General features: G+C 32.0%; 12 protein-coding genes. All 12 read right to left on the reverse strand.

The features are described from left to right. Positions 1-12: 12 nt before the first annotated feature. Positions 13-411, reverse strand: a complete 399-nt coding sequence (locus tag VGE71_RS05475) for a tautomerase family protein (protein WP_331137402.1) — start codon at positions 409-411, stop codon at positions 13-15. Positions 412-456: 45 nt separating this feature from the next. Next, positions 457-1,107: a VOC family protein gene (locus tag VGE71_RS05480; RefSeq protein WP_331137403.1), complete on the reverse strand. Its 651-nt coding sequence runs from the start codon at positions 1,105-1,107 to the stop codon at positions 457-459. A 218-nt stretch (positions 1,108-1,325) separates the two neighbouring features. Next, positions 1,326-1,919, reverse strand: a complete 594-nt coding sequence (locus VGE71_RS05485) for a hypothetical protein (protein ID WP_331137404.1) — start codon at positions 1,917-1,919, stop codon at positions 1,326-1,328. A 21-nt stretch (positions 1,920-1,940) separates the two neighbouring features. Continuing rightward, positions 1,941-3,083, reverse strand: coding sequence for a cytochrome-c peroxidase (locus VGE71_RS05490; RefSeq protein WP_331137405.1), 1,143 nt, complete (start codon positions 3,081-3,083; stop codon positions 1,941-1,943). 200 nt (positions 3,084-3,283) lie between these two features. Next, positions 3,284-4,750, reverse strand: a complete 1,467-nt coding sequence (locus tag VGE71_RS05495; protein WP_331137406.1) for a hypothetical protein — start codon at positions 4,748-4,750, stop codon at positions 3,284-3,286. Further along, a complete protein-coding gene (locus tag VGE71_RS05500; protein WP_331137407.1) occupies positions 4,737-6,227 on the reverse strand; it encodes a RagB/SusD family nutrient uptake outer membrane protein in 1,491 nt (496 codons plus the stop codon). Before VGE71_RS05500 ends, VGE71_RS05495 begins: the two co-directional genes overlap by 14 nt. A 3-nt stretch (positions 6,228-6,230) precedes the next feature. Continuing rightward, entirely contained in the window at positions 6,231-9,593 is a 3,363-nt protein-coding gene (locus tag VGE71_RS05505) for a SusC/RagA family TonB-linked outer membrane protein (RefSeq protein ID WP_331137408.1), read from the reverse strand. A 6-nt stretch (positions 9,594-9,599) separates the two neighbouring features. Further along, a complete protein-coding gene (locus tag VGE71_RS05510) occupies positions 9,600-10,706 on the reverse strand; it encodes a FecR family protein (RefSeq protein WP_331137409.1) in 1,107 nt (368 codons plus the stop codon). Between the two features lie 67 nt (positions 10,707-10,773). Continuing rightward, positions 10,774-11,373 (reverse strand): RNA polymerase sigma-70 factor, encoded by a 600-nt coding sequence (locus tag VGE71_RS05515; RefSeq protein WP_331137410.1) that lies wholly within the window; start codon positions 11,371-11,373, stop codon positions 10,774-10,776. 646 nt (positions 11,374-12,019) lie between these two features. Further along, positions 12,020-13,369 (reverse strand): DUF3526 domain-containing protein, encoded by a 1,350-nt coding sequence (locus tag VGE71_RS05520; protein ID WP_331137411.1) that lies wholly within the window; start codon positions 13,367-13,369, stop codon positions 12,020-12,022. 2 nt (positions 13,370-13,371) lie between these two features. Further along, positions 13,372-14,823, reverse strand: a complete 1,452-nt coding sequence (locus VGE71_RS05525; RefSeq protein WP_331137412.1) for a DUF3526 domain-containing protein — start codon at positions 14,821-14,823, stop codon at positions 13,372-13,374. Positions 14,824-14,835: 12 nt separating this feature from the next. Next, complete coding sequence (locus tag VGE71_RS05530; RefSeq protein ID WP_331137413.1) at positions 14,836-15,531, reverse strand: ATP-binding cassette domain-containing protein; 696 nt, start codon at positions 15,529-15,531, stop codon at positions 14,836-14,838. Positions 15,532-15,772: the final 241 nt, after the last annotated feature.

Consider the following 15,772-nt stretch of genomic DNA (forward strand, 5'->3'; position numbering starts at 1 on the left):
TCTTATTTTAAATTATTTCTTTAAGTGCTTTGGTTCTTGAATTTCTCCATCACCAAAAGACCAATTTTCTAAACCATTATTTTCGAGCAAAACGATAATTACATTATTGATTGTAATTTCTGTTGAGGTACTTATTTTCTTTGCTATTTGCTGATACAATTTTCTTTTTTGTTCTAAGGTTCTTCCTTGTCCTGCAGTTATTTGTACATAAACGATTTCTTCGGAATGTGAAATTCCTAAATAGCTTTTGGGATATTTTATCTGATAGGTTTCTAATTCTTCAATAACATGAAAATAATCATCTACAGGAATATTAAATTCTTCAATTAAAGATTGATGAACTGCTTCTGAAATATTGTTTTTGGTTTCAAGCGAAAGTTTTTTGGGCAGACTGATTCTAACGAAAGGCATTTTAATTCATTTAAATTTCAAATAAAATTACGGAACTTTAAATTATTAAAACTCCAATTCAACTATGTTTTCATTATTTTCCAAAGTAATTTTCACAGGATTACTTTCAGATGGAATTTGAGTTGGATACCAATTTCTTGTAGGCTGTACCAAAATCAACAAACCTTCATGATCTCCAATGGCGGAGAATTTATCTGTATTATCATTTTGAGAAAAGAAATGAAGTCCGTGTTCTTCAACTAATTGATTTCCTAATTCTAATGGATTTTCGGTAACAATTCCGATTTCGCATATGTTTAAAATAGAAGCAGAGTTGAATTCACCCACTTGTTCATTATTGAGATCGTGTCGTGCTATGAATTCGAGTAAGTTTCCGTTGTGATCAAAGAAATAAATAGAATGTGCATTCCAGTTTTCGAAATTTGTTACAACGCTTTTATCTTCCAGAACAATTAAATCAACTTTGTTTTTGCACCACTGAATGGCTTCTTCAAGCTGATTTTCGGGAATATTAAAAGCAAAATGATAGATTGAATTAAAGTTAGCATCTTCAACAAATTTTAAAATAGAAGTTCCGGCTTGAAAGGTTATAGATTTTGAATCATTTTCCAGAATAAAAAGGCCAAAAAGTTTTTGGTAAAATGCTTTTGTTTTTTGAATATCGTTTGTTTTGATTTGAATCTGATCTATTCTCATGATGGTATTTTTTATAAAAGAAAGAGCTTCTTTTGAGTGATACACAAATTTAAAAAACCTGATTTGTATTAGAAATACTGTACGATTTTATGCCTCGATGAAAGAATAGTAAATTACTATCTTAAATTGTATTTAGCAATAAAAAAAGCCCATTTCAAAAAAGAAATGAGCTTGATGAATTTGCAAATACTTTAATACAAATCATTTATTTTGTTGGATTAATGATGACTACTATTTTTCCGTATTTCAATTAACTCAGGATTGTTTTTAAAGGCATAATTGAGTAGATCATTGGTAGACATTTTTTTGATGTCTTTATTCCCTAATTTTAAAAACAGCTTATCTCTTAAGTTTTGAATTTCAGATTTAACTTTAGGGTCATTATTTACAAACATTTCTTTTAGTCTGTAAGGCATTTTAACTTCTAGTTTTTTTGCCAATTCTTGAGTTTCATTTTCATTCATCCACAAATGATAGCCCATTCTTTGCCAAGTATAGCCAATTTTTATTGAAGCAATTCTAACGGTATCCCAATCTTTAAATTCGGCCATTAAAACTACTCCTAATGAATCTTTGTAATTTTTTATTCTTCCTGGAATAAATTTGTAATCGACAAAGGTTTTTTCATAAACATCTTTCGGTATCTTTATTTTAAAATCTTTATCCAGATACTTGTAGTTATAGCTTAAGAAATCAATCTTTAAAAGAGAATCAATTTTAATATCTTGGCGATCAGTTTCATTTATATTTTTTTGAGCAAACATTGAGTTATAAAATAAAAACGAAATAATTAGAATACTTACTGACTTCATAATAATTGATTTTAGAGTTTATTATTTTGGCATTTCTGGAATTATAATTCTTCTGGTTGGTGTGCTTAAAGTCTCAATAAACGCTAATAAATCACCAATTTCTTCTTTGCTTAAATCTAGTTTTCGCAACATAGGATCTACTTTTGGAATTAGTGAATCTCTTGCTGTTCCAAGATATTTTTTCTGAACAGGAGAAGGATTACCTAAATTGTATAATTCTACAACATCCAATAAAGTAGGGAAGTGGCCGTGATGCATCCATGGTTTTGTGTTGACAACTTCACGAAGAGTTGGCGTTCTGAATTTGCCAATATCTTTTACATCTTTAGTCACATTATAACGCCCAAAATCTTCATTTTTTGTACCGAATAAAGTCTGTCCGTCATTATGAAACTGATTATCGCTGAAATATGGCGTATTATGACAATTAATACATTGCGCTTTGGTTCTAAACAAATGCATTCCTTTTACTTGTTGATCATTATAAATGTCTGATTTTCCACTTACAAACTGGTCAAATTTGCTTTTCGGACTATTGATTGATCTTTCGAAAGTAGCAATGGCATATTGAATTCGTTCTAAAGTTACTTTTTTGTCTCCAAAAGCAGCTGTAAACAACGAATTATAGCCTTTAATTTTGGCAATTTTATCAACGGCAATCGTTAATTTTTCGTTCATTTCTAAAGGATCCTGCACAGGAAACTGAGCCTGATCTTCTAAACTAGAAGCACGTCCATCCCAAAATAGGGAAGTGGCATAAGCCGAATTCAGAATGGTCATCGAATTGCGTTTTCCAGTCTGGCGATCGTGACCAAATGAACGAGTTAAATTATCTGTCCATCCTAATTCAGGATTGTGACAAGAAGCACAGGCAATTTGTCCGCTTCGCGATAATCTTGGATCAAAGAATAGAATCTTTCCCAAACTTTCTTTTTCCTTAGAATACGGATTGTATGCTGGATAAGGAACGGCAGGAAGTACTCCAATATCCTGAAATTTAGATTTATCAATATTTTCATGTAATGCTGCAGCAGGCCATTTAGAAGAATCGCCGCTGGAATACAATTTTCGTAATTCCTGAATATCAGTATAATCAGGACCTTCTGCACTTTTGTAAGCCGTTAAGCCCAGCAGGAATAAGAGTGGGAAGATTAGTTTTTTCAATGCTTTGTTTTTTTGTTTTTGTGTTTTTTTGATTTGTTTCAAGTTTCAGGTTTCAAGTTGTTGTAGAACGTGTAATCTAAAACTTGAAACCTGAAACCTGAAACTTTTTTTACGCCAAAAGCTTTGTCAAAGTTTTAAACTTTGACAAAGCTAATGCGCAAGAATATCGCTGCGACTGTCAACTGCGACTGAATACTAAATTAAAGCGTAACTTCTTTTGGACACGCAATGCTTAAAGCGGCCGGTTTTGGATACGTTCTATTGTTGTACATTCTGTATTGCGTCGAAACTGTTCCTCCAAACAGTTTGTCGTTTGTTAATTTTAATTCAAATGAAATTTCAAATAAACCGTTGCTGATTTCTTTGTATGTTCCTTCTCCAGAAATAGCAATTTGATAGGTATTTGTAGCACTAGATCCAATTGTAATGTCTTGTGGAATTACAAGTACTGTTCCTTCTGTTTTACTGTTTCCATTTGCTGGGAAAAATTCTAAAGCTGAGGTAATATTAAAGCCTGGAGAGATTGCAGCAGAGTTACTTTCATTAGAAAACCATCTTTTTAGGCCAAAAGAATTGACAGTATTTGTTCCAGTTGCAACATTAAATCCGATTTTAAATGCATCGTGATATACATCATCATTTGGGTTTGAGGTTCCTTTGTCACTGTAAAGTATCGCATTCGGATCATCTTTTGTTACAATAACGGGAAAAGTTAAAGCGTTAAAAGTCTGCCATGTACAATTACCATTGTTGTTAAACCAATGTTCTCCATAAGTTAAGTAAAAGGCATTTGTAGGATCCGTAAATTTAGATGCTGGATAAGCCTGAACATCTCTAGGCGTTTTTATTGGTTTTACAACAGTTAAACTGATATTTCCTGAAGCTACATAATTTGGAGTATTTACTAAAGTAATTTTACTTTCGTAACGAGCATCATCATTTTGTAAATCTTCTAGAAGTGTTAAATGATATAGTATTGAACTTCTGTTATTTCCATAATCATCATGTGTTAAAGAGTATTCAAAACCATTTTGAAATTTAAAAATAGGATTACTTTCTATTTCAGATGGAATAAATCCGTTAGGGAAATTTACTTTAAAATCAATTTTTTCTCCTACTTCACCTTTAACAAGATATTGAGCAACTGGAAATGTGTAATTCGTAATAACGTCACCCAGATTAATAGTAAAAATGTTGTTTGGTGAGGCAGTATTCAGATTTCCAATATGAATGTCAGGATCTGAAGTGTTTTCCAATTTTAATGTTATAGATTGTTTATCTTTCCATCTCTGATCGAAAGAAACAAAAATAGTGTCTGTTAGTTTATTGCCTTGAAAAAGTAATTCTGTTTCTGGCTGTACAGTAAAAGTATCAAGACTTCCAGATGTAGTTGTACTAAAAGTTGCTTTAACTGGACTTTTTAAAGTTGCAGAAGTTAAGGTAACAGGAACCTTTAAAACTTTGACAGATTTATTTTCGTATTCTGCCAGCGCTAAGGCAGTTGTATTAACAGCAGGATATTCTAATGGAACACCATTATTTGTGATGAAATTAAATCGGACAAATGGATCAATATTTTTGGATTCGAATCTGTAATCATCTTTAGAACAAGACGAAAATACGATTACAACTAGACTTATTGTGGATATAATTTTAGTAAGATTCATTTTGTTTTAAATTTGAATTTAAGTTGGTATTACTACGAGGTATTGGCAAGATGTATTTTGGTGATGGGTAAGTTAAGCTACAAGAAGATGAAATACAGCCATCATTTCTAGAAACATCTTTTTGGTTTCTTGCCATATCAAAAAATAAATGTCCTTCAAAACAAAGCTCTTTTCTACGCTCTAAAAGCAATGCTTCCAAAATATTATTGTTATCTGTTAATAAAGTAGCTTTTGCACGAGCTCTGATAGTATTAATATCGGTTCTTGCCTGATCTGCATTATTTAATCCAATAGCTGCTTCGGCACGAATTAAATATTGTTCACTTAATCTAAAAGCTACATAACCTGGATTGTCCTGAAATTTCTTAGTAAAATTATAATTTAGCGTAACGAATCCCAGATTGACAACTGTTTCAATTGGTTTGGTTAAAAACAACTGTTTTCTAATATCATTACTTTCGTATAAATCTATCAAATCATTTGATGCAGAATAGTATCCATAGTTTGAATTAGTAGTATATCCGTATGCAGATGCCATTGTTAGACTTGCGCTTCCTGCATCATTTCTTTTAACTGAGAATTCTAATAAAATTTCTGAAATAGGTAGATCAGGCTGTTCCCATTGCGCAATATAATTGTCTGATGCAGTCAAGGTTACGCCCGAATTTGTAATAACATCATTTGCAGTATCGTAGGCGTTTTTCCAATCTTTTTTGTAAAGATAAACTCTTGCTAATAAGGCTTTTGTATTTGTTTTGTTAAAATAAGAATAAGTTGGTCCACTTATTAAATTTGTATTAGAATATAAATCTAAAGCAGTTTTAATGTCATCAATAATAAAATTATAGGTATTAGCAACTGTTTCTCTGGAAGGATATGTAAGTTTATCATTTGTAGATTTTTTATTGTAAACAATTCCAAGGTGAGAAGCATCAGCTGTAAAGCTATAGTTTTGCGAATAAACTTGACTCAATAAAAAGTGCGTGTAAGCTCTAATGGTTAAGGCTTCTGCTTTAATTTGTTTTTTCTCTTCATCTGTAGCGTCTGGCAATGCATCTGTAAATTCTAGTAACAAATTAGTTTGGTTAATTATATCATAACTATTTACGTAAAATGAAGCCAAATTTGATTCTTCGGCCTTGTCATCAAAAGAATAAATTCCAATGGTATTGTCTCTAATAGAAATGACACCTCTATTTGTACTGGAAGTACTTGTTCCAATTGTTGGCGTAAATTTGATATTTCCTCCCTGTAAATCGGCATATGTTGCATAGGGAGCAAAACGTGAAAGTTCTTCAAGTTCCATGTAAACTCCTGACATTGCCTGAAGTACCCCTTCTTTATTTGCTAATTGTTCTGTGATAGAAACCTTTGTACCTGGTTCTTGTTCCAAAAAATCACTGCAGCTCTGCATTAAAAAGACAGAGGCGAGTAGGAATGTGAATTTTGCGGTAATAGTATGTTTAAAATTTTTCATTTTTTAAAAAGTTGTATTAATTCCGCATGAAATTGTTCGTGATTGCGGGTAATTGAAACTGAATTCTCTAACGCCATTCATTCCAGAAGGACTCTTTTCTTTATACCAGTAAAATGCATTAGAAACATCAGCAAATATTATTAAGGTATCTAGAAAAGTGTTTTTGATTGGTACGTTATAGCTTAGATTAATGTTACTTAATTTAATATAAGTTGCATCGTAAACATATTTACTCAAGTTAGGCAGTAAAGTATTTCTGCTTGGTGCTGGTTGCGAAACAATGTCTCCTTGGTTCCTCCAGTAATCATAAGCATTAACAGACATGTTTCTATTTGATAATATACTGTATTTTGATACGATCTCATCAGAAATTAACTTATCGCCTCCCCATTGAAATGCTCCTGTAAAAGACAAAGTAAAACGGTTGTTGAAAGAAAAACTATTACTGAAACCTCCAAATGCTTTTGGCTGTGTATCTCCAATTGGCTCCCAATCAGTTTCATTAAATAAACTTTTCCAGGTTTGGGCATCATAAATCTGACCATCTTTTCGAATTAAATCACGCCCTGTAGCAGGATCGACTCCGGCCCATTTTACTCCCCAAATTGTAGTTGTACTATAGCCAATTTTTTGAGCAAGAGCTAAATTTGCTAAAGAATAATCACTTCCTAAACCAACTAAATCTGTTACTTTATTGTCAACGGTTGAAATATTTACTGTAGAAGTCCATTTGAATTTTCCTTTTTGAAACCATTTAATTCTTGTTGTCAATTCAAAACCTTTATTGTACATACTAGCGGCGTTCAATTGCATACTTGAATAGCCAGCTTCTGTTGGGATATCACGACTTGTAATTAAATCACTAAGATCATCATAGTAATATTCTAATGTTAATGCAATTGAATTGAAGATATTGAAATCTACTCCTGCATTAAATTTTTTGTTTTTTTCCCAGCTTAAGTTTCCATTTGGAGACGTGTTCGGTGTTGCATAAGGAGCTCCATTATAACCGTTTTGTGAAACATTGTATAATCCTTTGGCACGGTAAGAACCAATTCTTGAATTTCCTGTAGAACCGTAACTTACCTTAAGTTTTAAGAAGTCAATCCAAGAAGAATTGTTTAAGAAATCTTCATTAGAAATAATCCATGCTAAACCAGCACCGCTGTTTAAAGCTACATTGGTATCGTCTCCAAAAACAGAACTTTCGTCACGTCTTAAGTTAGCTAAGACAAAGTATTTTTTCTTATAATTGTAATTTACTTGTCCAAATAATGAAACTCTTGAATTATTATTGATTTCACTTCTGTAAGATTGTTTTGTTTTAGATTCGTCTACATTAGGAGTTGAAAGGTCATCATCCTGTGTCGCATTTGCAATATCATTTACGATATTCGGATTTGTAAATCCAGTTCCGGACATAAAATCAAAGTTGTTTTTTTCTTCTCCAAGTTCAAAACCTAAAACACCATCAATAGTATGGTTTTTATTGATTTCTTTGTTAAAAAGCATTTGTCCCTGCCAGTTCCATTTAGTTCCATTTCTTTTGTTGAATAAGCGGCGTCCCCAGTTTGGATAAGTGATTCCGTTTAGAACAAAACTTCCATTGTTTTGTCCGCTTTCATTTTCACCAGAAAAATAACGATCCTGTACTTTATCCAAATAATCTAATCCGAATAAAGTGGCAAATTTGATGTTTTTATTCAATTCATAACCAACATTTAAACTTGTAAGGAGCGCTTTAGATTCGGTTATGTTTTTATTTTGTTCAATAGCTGCTAATGGATTTCCTCCTGTTGAACCTATTAAACCAATTTTAGAATAAGTTCCGTCTGCATTATAAGGAGAAATAGTTGGCAGATAAGCAAAATCATAATAAATATTTGGAGCATCTTTTTTTATGTAACTTGGATTAAAAGACAGATTCACATTCCATTTCGCTTGTTTATAACCAATATTAACTCCTCCGTTTAATTGTTTCGTTGTGTTTCCTAATTGAGGTTCATCAATATTTAGATACGTAATGTTGGTACGATAGGTAATTTTTGAAGTTCCTCCAGAAACAGCAAAATTGTATTTATTGTAAATTCCAGAATTATTTAAAAGATCGAACCAATCCGTATTGATTCCGTTATAAGTTACTGGATTATAGCTTGAGCTTACATTTGTGTTATAGGCATTGTTTAATTCAGTGTATTGTTGTCCGTTCAAATATTTAATTTGATTAATTGCCGTAGATACTCCTAACTGATTTGAGAATTGAAATTTTGCTTTTCCCTGAGTACCTTTTTTAGTAGTAATTAAGATTACTCCATTTGCTCCATCAGCTCCATAAATACCAACAGCAGCAGCATCTTTTAGAACGGTAAAAGAATCAATATTGTCAGGAGAAAGAAAAGCTAACGGATTGGATAAACTTTCTCCCAGACCTCCAGTCGCTTCAAAGTTTGCGGTGTCAATACCTTTTTGTTCATTCATAATCACACCATCAACAATAATTAATGGCTGTGTTGAAGTTCCTAAAAGACTTCCATTTAATGATTTTAAAGTACCCTGACCACGGATATTGATTTTAACAGGAGTTCCAACACCAGAAGTATTTTCAACTAAAACACCGGCAATTTGTCCTTCAACCATTTTGTCAATACTCTCAGAAGCCTGTTGTACTGGAATATCTTTTGCTCTTAAAGTAGAAATACTTCCTACGACTTCTTCTTTTAGTTTTGTAGTTCCATAAGATGAAGTGATCACAACCTGATCCAATTCGTCGGTAACTTCTTTTAGGTAAAAAACAAAATCTTTTTTGTAGCCAGCTGTTTGCGATTGTGATTCCATTCCTAAATAGCCAACTTCAAGAATCTGATCTTTAATGTTATCGCCTTTTAATTCATAAGCAAATTTTCCGTTGGCATCAGTTATAGCGCCCATTCCAGTTCCACTAATGCGGATAGTTGCGCCCGGAAGAGGTTGTCTGTCTTTTGCACTATAAACAGTTCCTTTAATAATTCGTTCTGTTTCCTGAGGAGCAGAACTCGATCTGTCAACACGGGTAGCATCAGTTAATAAAACTTGTTTTTTCTGAATGTAATACGAAATATTAGTATCCTTTAAAAGCTTCTTTAAAACAGTTTCTAAAGTCGCATTCGTTACATCTAAATCGGCTAATTGATCTGCATCTATTTTTTTTGCATTATAAATGATTCTAAAATCACTTTGCTCTTCAATAGATTTGATAATTAAGCTAATAGGTTTGTTTTTGGCATGTATCGTTATTAATTTATTCTGCGAAAATCCTTTAAAACCAGATATAAGTATGGCTAAGAAAAACAGAATTTTTCTTAAAACGGGTGGTATCGTGAATGTCATGTTTATTTAGTTATGGAAAATTGGTGTAATTGTAATTGTGTTTTGTTTAATAGAATAATTAAATGGCGTGTCACGTTTTAGAAGTTCTAAAATGTTTTCGACACTAGACTCACTAATTTTTATTGAACCGGTAAAATTCTGTTTGGCCAAAACATTATTTTCGTTGATAATTTCAACGTCGTAGGTACGTTCAATAATTTTTGCAATTGTAGAAAATGGAGTATTATTAAATGCGATTTCGCCATGAACCCAGCTTTCGTAAAAAGCAGTATCAACTGTTTTTGTTACGATTTTCTTAGAGTCACTCTGCCAAACAGCCATTTGGGTTGGCTTCAGCAGAACAGCATTTAAAGGATTGTCTTTTTCAGACATTTGAATGCTTCCTTCAACCAAAACACTGCTCACGGTTTTGTCTTCAGGATAAGCGCTTACGTTAAATCTTGTTCCGAGAACTTCAATATCAACTTGATCAGAATGTACAATAAACGGATGCTGTTTATCTTTAGCAACTTCAAAAAATGCTTCACCGGTTAAATAAACATTTCTTTTTCCGTTAATTCCAAACTGTTCCGGATAACGTAAAGTCGTTCCAGAATTTAAACTCACAAGGGTACCATCTGAAAGTTTAAGTTTGAATGTTTTACCATAAGGAACTGTAAGGGTGTGATAAGAAACTTCTTTGTCGAGAACTTTTCCAAAGTATATAATTCGATCAGAAAATTTTCTTGCAACAAGCTCGCCTTTGTCATTGATTAAAGCATTTTCATTTTTATGTGAAAAATATTCTAAACTTCCATCGCCTAATTCCAGAACAATTTCTTTAGAAGCTGTTGTTCTTTCATTAAAATAAAAAACAAGTTTTGTTAAACCAATTAAAACCACAAGAATGGCCGCGTATCTAAAATACTTTCTTGAATTGTTTTTTGGTTTAAGTGCAATTACAGGAGTATCACGTGAAATTGTTTCTGTAAGTGCGGTTAAAGTCCAAGTCTTTTTTAAAGTTATAAATTGCTTTTTATTTTCTTCTGATGCCTCAATCCAATCAAAAAGTTGTTGTACTTCTTGTTCTGAAGCTTCATTAGATAAGTATTTATAAATTAGTTCCGATGTCATAAATGCGTTTTTAAACTTCTCGCTATTGTTAGTACACTTCAGAATTAAAATACCCTACCTTTTATTCTTAATTATTATAAATAAGGATAAAGATTAAGAACAAATAATCCGATAATTTGGTCTTTAAAATCTTCAAAGCCTTTGTCATATGGGCTTCTACGGCTTTTAAAGTCACTTCCATTTCTTCGGCTATTTCTGCATTTTTTTTATTCTCAAAGCGTTTTTTTATAAAAACTTCGCGAGTTTTGGGCGGTAATTCGTTAATCGATTCCTGAATAATACGCTCCAATTCTGTTAATTCTAATGTGTCGAACTGAATCGAATTTAAAACTTCGATATCCAATTCTCTTTCTTTGTGGTTAAGCAGGTCGTTTTTGAATTTATCTTTCACTTTATTGTGGCGAATTAAATTCAGACATTTTGATTTGGCGTAGGTAAATAAGAAAGCTTGGATTCCGTTAATAGATTCAACGCTTTCTTTATTTTGCCATAAGTGTAGTAAGGCTTCTTGAGCAAGGTTTTCAGCTTCGTCCTGATCATAAATAAACTGAACACTGAAAGATTGGATTCTCCTAAAGTATTTATCATAAAAGAAAGCATAGGCAGTTTCGTTTCCTTCCTTAAAGGATTGGAAAGTGTTTAATTCGAAACTGTCATTATTATTCATTAATCAAAATTTACTTGGGAAAGCAATATTAAGTAAATTTTAAATTATACTCGTGTTTGCTAAGAAAGCGGCAAATATAAAAGTTTATTTATATTAATTCTAAATAAAATAAAATTATTGATTGTTTGAAGAAATTTTATTCAGAAAAGGTTGGGTTTGGTGTTTTTTTTAACCGCAAAGGGAGTAAAGTTTTTTAACCGCAAAGAGCGCAGAGATTTTTCGCAGAGTTCGCAAAGTTTTTTTACGCAGAGTTCGCAGAGATTTTTAACGCAAAGAACGCAAAGATTCAATTTAATAATTTAAGAATTGAGAATAAAAAAGTCCGCAAAGCTTAACCTGTAAGCTTTGCGAACTCTTTGTAAAACATAGCCCAAGGTTGAAACCTTGGGCTATGTTTCAAAATCAATATGCAAAACAACTCTGCGATCTTCCCTTTAAAAAAGCATTCTCAAAAGCTCAAAAAAAAACTCTGCGAACTCTGCGAAAAATCTCTACGTTCTTTGCGTTAAAAAACATACCTCAAGGTTTCAAAATCAATATGTAAAACAACTCTGTGATCTTTGCTTTAAAAAAGCATTCTCAAAAAGCTTAAAAAACTCTGCGAACTCTGCGAAAATTCTCTGCGTTCTTTGCGTAACTTTAAACTTTAAACAACGTTACGATTAAAATTACGCCATCCAAAACCAATCAATAACAAAATGAAAAGCAATAAAGGTAAAAATGCCTTTCCAAAACTAATTGTAGTTGCATCTGTAAAAGTTTCCACTTTAAAATCTTCCCATTTTTGTTGATCAACTGGTGCATTTTCAAATATTTTAGAATAAAAATGCAGACGAAGTTTTTCATGAAATTGTGTGGTTTCTTTTAAGAAAAGAAGTTGGTTTCGTAAATCAGATTTTGCAATTTCGTTGAGTTGAATCTGCGTATGAAGCGTTGGAATAAATTGTGCAATAAGTTCGCCGGCGCGATTTCGCTGTTCCAGTTTTACTTCTAATTCTTTCGATTGTACAGCCGATTCGTCGTCGCCCATTTGTTGCATCGCAAAATACCACAACCAGTTAAATTCTTTACCTTCAGAGTTTTTATACTTTCTAAACTGCGGATAATGTTTAAAAAACTTTTCTAAAGTTTCATTTTTATCCATATCCCATTTTTCATGATAGGCATTTCGTTGCTGTAAAGTCAGTTCTAAAGCTTCAGGAACTTTGTATTTATTCACAATAAAAGCATTGATTCCGGCAGGAACGATAATAATTAAGAACAACCAAATCGTTAATAATATTACGGCATTAAAATTAGAATGCTTTTGCAGCGAAACAACAAAGAAACAAACCGCAAACCAAAACAAAATATAAAGAATTCCAATTCCGTAGAAAATAAAAAAAGATTGATCTAACGGAATATTTAAAAATAAAACTGCTGTAAAAAGTAAAACAGTAAGCAAAGCAATTAAACTCAAAATCCTTACATAAAATAGTTGAAGAATATATTTGAACGTGTTTTGACTTTGTGTTGCCACAATTTTCCAAGTACCGCTTTCTTTTTCTTCAGAAATAATATTGTATGAAAAAGTAATAATAAGAAGCGGAAAAAGATAAATAAGCACAAAACTAAAATCAATATTTCCTGCCAATAAATTATTTGGATTATTGAGTTCCGAATCGTATTTCTGACCTTCTAAACCACGAATCGTAACATTTTGAATAGACGGATTAACATCACGCTGTCCAATAGCTAAACTATTTATTGGTAATGTATTATTAACCAAAGAAAATTTGATATAATACAACAAAAGTCCGATTTCGTCTTTGTGATATTCAGCATTTCTTGCAATATGTTCTTTTTGATAAATAGCAGCTTCTTGAATACTATTTTGTTGTTTATCCTGAAATTGTTTTCCAATTAACAGACTTATAAATCCGATACAAAGCAAAAAAAGCAAGCCAATTTTGGTTCCTTTTGACCGAATAAAATTTTTGAATAATAATGCTAACATAATTAAATAGCTTTAAGTTTTTGAGATGCGATTCTAATTAAAATCAAAAGCAATGCAATCCATAATAGAATTGAAATAATGGAAATGATTTCGTTTTTAAGAACCGTTCCAATTTCTTTGGGCTCGTAATGAAATTCTTCAACATCGGCCCAATGTTCTTTGCCAATGGTTAAAGGTTTATCATTTGGCCCAGGTTTTTTATTGCTGATGTATTTTATCTGCAAAGCATTCATTTTCTGAGCCATTGCGTAGCGATAATCTTCTGCTTGTTTCTGGAAATCGATATACGATTCGTAATCTGTATTGGACAATCCCATAGACAAATTTTTGATGGCGATGTACGGATTAAGGAAAGAAACTGTTTTAGAAAAGCTATTTTGTTTTTTATAAATCTTTAAAAGCGAAGCCAAATGTTCGTTGTAAATTCTAGAACTTATTTTTTCACCTTCTGTCATGATATAACCCGAATAATTAAAAGGTAGTTTCTGTACAGAATCTACTTTGTAAACACGTAGTAAAGAGTCTTTAATCGCCTTATAATGCGGATCATTCGGATTGTGACTGTCACCTTGTTTTAGAATATCTTTTTCAATATCACTGTTAAACTGAATTTTTGAAGGTGCTTCAAAAATATATGCTCCAATAGCCTGAGTTGTTCTTGGCAAAATAATCGTAAACAGCAACCAAATTCCAATAAGCGTGACTAAAGCTTTTTTGGAAGTTTTGCTTACCGCAGAAACCAAAACGGCAATAACACAAAAGAATAGGAGATAAGCCAAATGAAAAAGAATAAACAAAAGCATTTTTACTGTTTCATCAGCTGTAATACTGAAATCTTGCAGAAAAAGCCAAACCAAAACCAAAACGATAATTGTTGGAATAAAAAGTAGCATAATAACGCTGGCAATTCCTAATGTTTTTCCAATTAAAAGCTGCTTCCAATTTATTCCTTGAGTAAGAAGAATTTTCAAAGTACCATTTTCACGTTCATAAGCAACAGCATTAAATCCTATGAAAAAGATTAAAAGTGGCAATAAAACCTGTAAAACCATGGCAATACTAATTTCGCCAAAACGAAGCATACTGTTTGAAAATCCGGCTTCAGAGAAATTGGCTGTATTTTGTTTGTGGGCTTCAAGGAAAATAGCGTTTCCAAAGAAAGGTTCCATTCCGAATTCAAAAACGCTTAAAGGCGTACTTTTTCTAAAAGCAAAATTTCCATAATGCGCCATTCTATGTGGATTCTTATCTGGATTTTTTAACCAATCTTCTCTCGATTCGTGTTGGTATTTTTCGCTGGTTTCGTTTTGACTTTTGTAATTGTCCCATCCTGTAAAAGTGGCATACAAAAGTAAAACAGCAATAAAAGCGGAAATAATGTAAATTGCAGGATTTTTAAAAACAGAGTGTTTAAAATGCCTGGCTATAAGGAGTTCTGTATGTAATAATTTCATATTTACTGTAGATTAAACCGTTTGTAAATACAAATCTTCGAGCTCATTAGCCGAAATTTTAGAAGCTTCGATTACCGTAACTAAGTTTCCTTGTTTCATAATTCCGATATGAGAAGCCACTTCACGAGCTCTGAAAATATCGTGAGTTGCCATTAAAATTGCTGTTCCGTCTGCAGAAAGTTCTTTTAGAATTTGAGAAAATTCATTAGAAGCTTTCGGATCTAAACCACTTGTAGGTTCGTCTAACAAAAGGACTTTTGCTCTTTTGGCAATCGCAATTGCAATTCCCACTTTTTGACGCATTCCTTTAGAATAACCACCAAGATTTTGATCATGTGCTTTGGTTTGCAAACCTGCTTTTTCTAAAAAATAAACCAGTTCTCCTTTAGAATATTTAAAACCTGCCAGTGAAGAGAAAAATTTGAGATTTTCCAAACCTGTAAGATTTGGATATAACATTACAGTTTCTGGAATGTAGGCAACAAATTCTTTAGTTGTTTTTGCGTTTAAAGTAACAGGAATATTGTTGATGGTTAATGTCCCTTCAGAAGGTTCAATAAAACCTAAAAATAGATTAATAGTTGTTGTTTTTCCAGCGCCATTTTGACCTAAAAGAGCAAATATTTCGCCTTCTTTGATGGTTAAGTTTAAAGCGTTCAAAGCAGTATAGTCACCATATTTTTTGGTGAGATTCTCAGCTGTAAGCATAATTATTTGTTTGGATTGAATATTGAATGATTAAGAATTTCTAACTCTATTTGGATAAGCTGAAATTCTTTTGTGAATTGAAAAATTGAAAAGTTTACAGATATTTATTCTTTTGAAACTTAAAAATAGAATCAGTACAAGAAAGCTCTTTGCAGCAAAGCAAAAAGATTCTTTTCTTTAAAAAATATAAATCTTGTAAAACTTAAAATAGAGCAGGAGGTGCCCTTAAAGCGAATAAACT

Origin of the sequence: Flavobacterium sp., from assembly GCF_036405015.1 — a bacterium.
Classification (GTDB): domain Bacteria; phylum Bacteroidota; class Bacteroidia; order Flavobacteriales; family Flavobacteriaceae; genus Flavobacterium.

Coding starts and splice junctions, on each gene's coding strand:
- VGE71_RS05475 (WP_331137402.1), bottom strand. CDS start 411: ATGCCTTTCGTTAGAATCAGTCTGCCCAAAAAACTTTCGCTTGAAACC.
- VGE71_RS05480 (WP_331137403.1), bottom strand. CDS start 1,107: ATGAGAATAGATCAGATTCAAATCAAAACAAACGATATTCAAAAAACA.
- VGE71_RS05485 (WP_331137404.1), bottom strand. CDS start 1,919: ATGAAGTCAGTAAGTATTCTAATTATTTCGTTTTTATTTTATAACTCA.
- VGE71_RS05495 (WP_331137406.1), bottom strand. CDS start 4,750: ATGAATCTTACTAAAATTATATCCACAATAAGTCTAGTTGTAATCGTA.
- VGE71_RS05500 (WP_331137407.1), bottom strand. CDS start 6,227: ATGAAAAATTTTAAACATACTATTACCGCAAAATTCACATTCCTACTC.
- VGE71_RS05505 (WP_331137408.1), bottom strand. CDS start 9,593: ATGACATTCACGATACCACCCGTTTTAAGAAAAATTCTGTTTTTCTTA.
- VGE71_RS05510 (WP_331137409.1), bottom strand. CDS start 10,706: ATGACATCGGAACTAATTTATAAATACTTATCTAATGAAGCTTCAGAA.
- VGE71_RS05515 (WP_331137410.1), bottom strand. CDS start 11,373: ATGAATAATAATGACAGTTTCGAATTAAACACTTTCCAATCCTTTAAG.
- VGE71_RS05520 (WP_331137411.1), bottom strand. CDS start 13,369: ATGTTAGCATTATTATTCAAAAATTTTATTCGGTCAAAAGGAACCAAA.
- VGE71_RS05525 (WP_331137412.1), bottom strand. CDS start 14,823: ATGAAATTATTACATACAGAACTCCTTATAGCCAGGCATTTTAAACAC.
- VGE71_RS05530 (WP_331137413.1), bottom strand. CDS start 15,531: ATGCTTACAGCTGAGAATCTCACCAAAAAATATGGTGACTATACTGCT.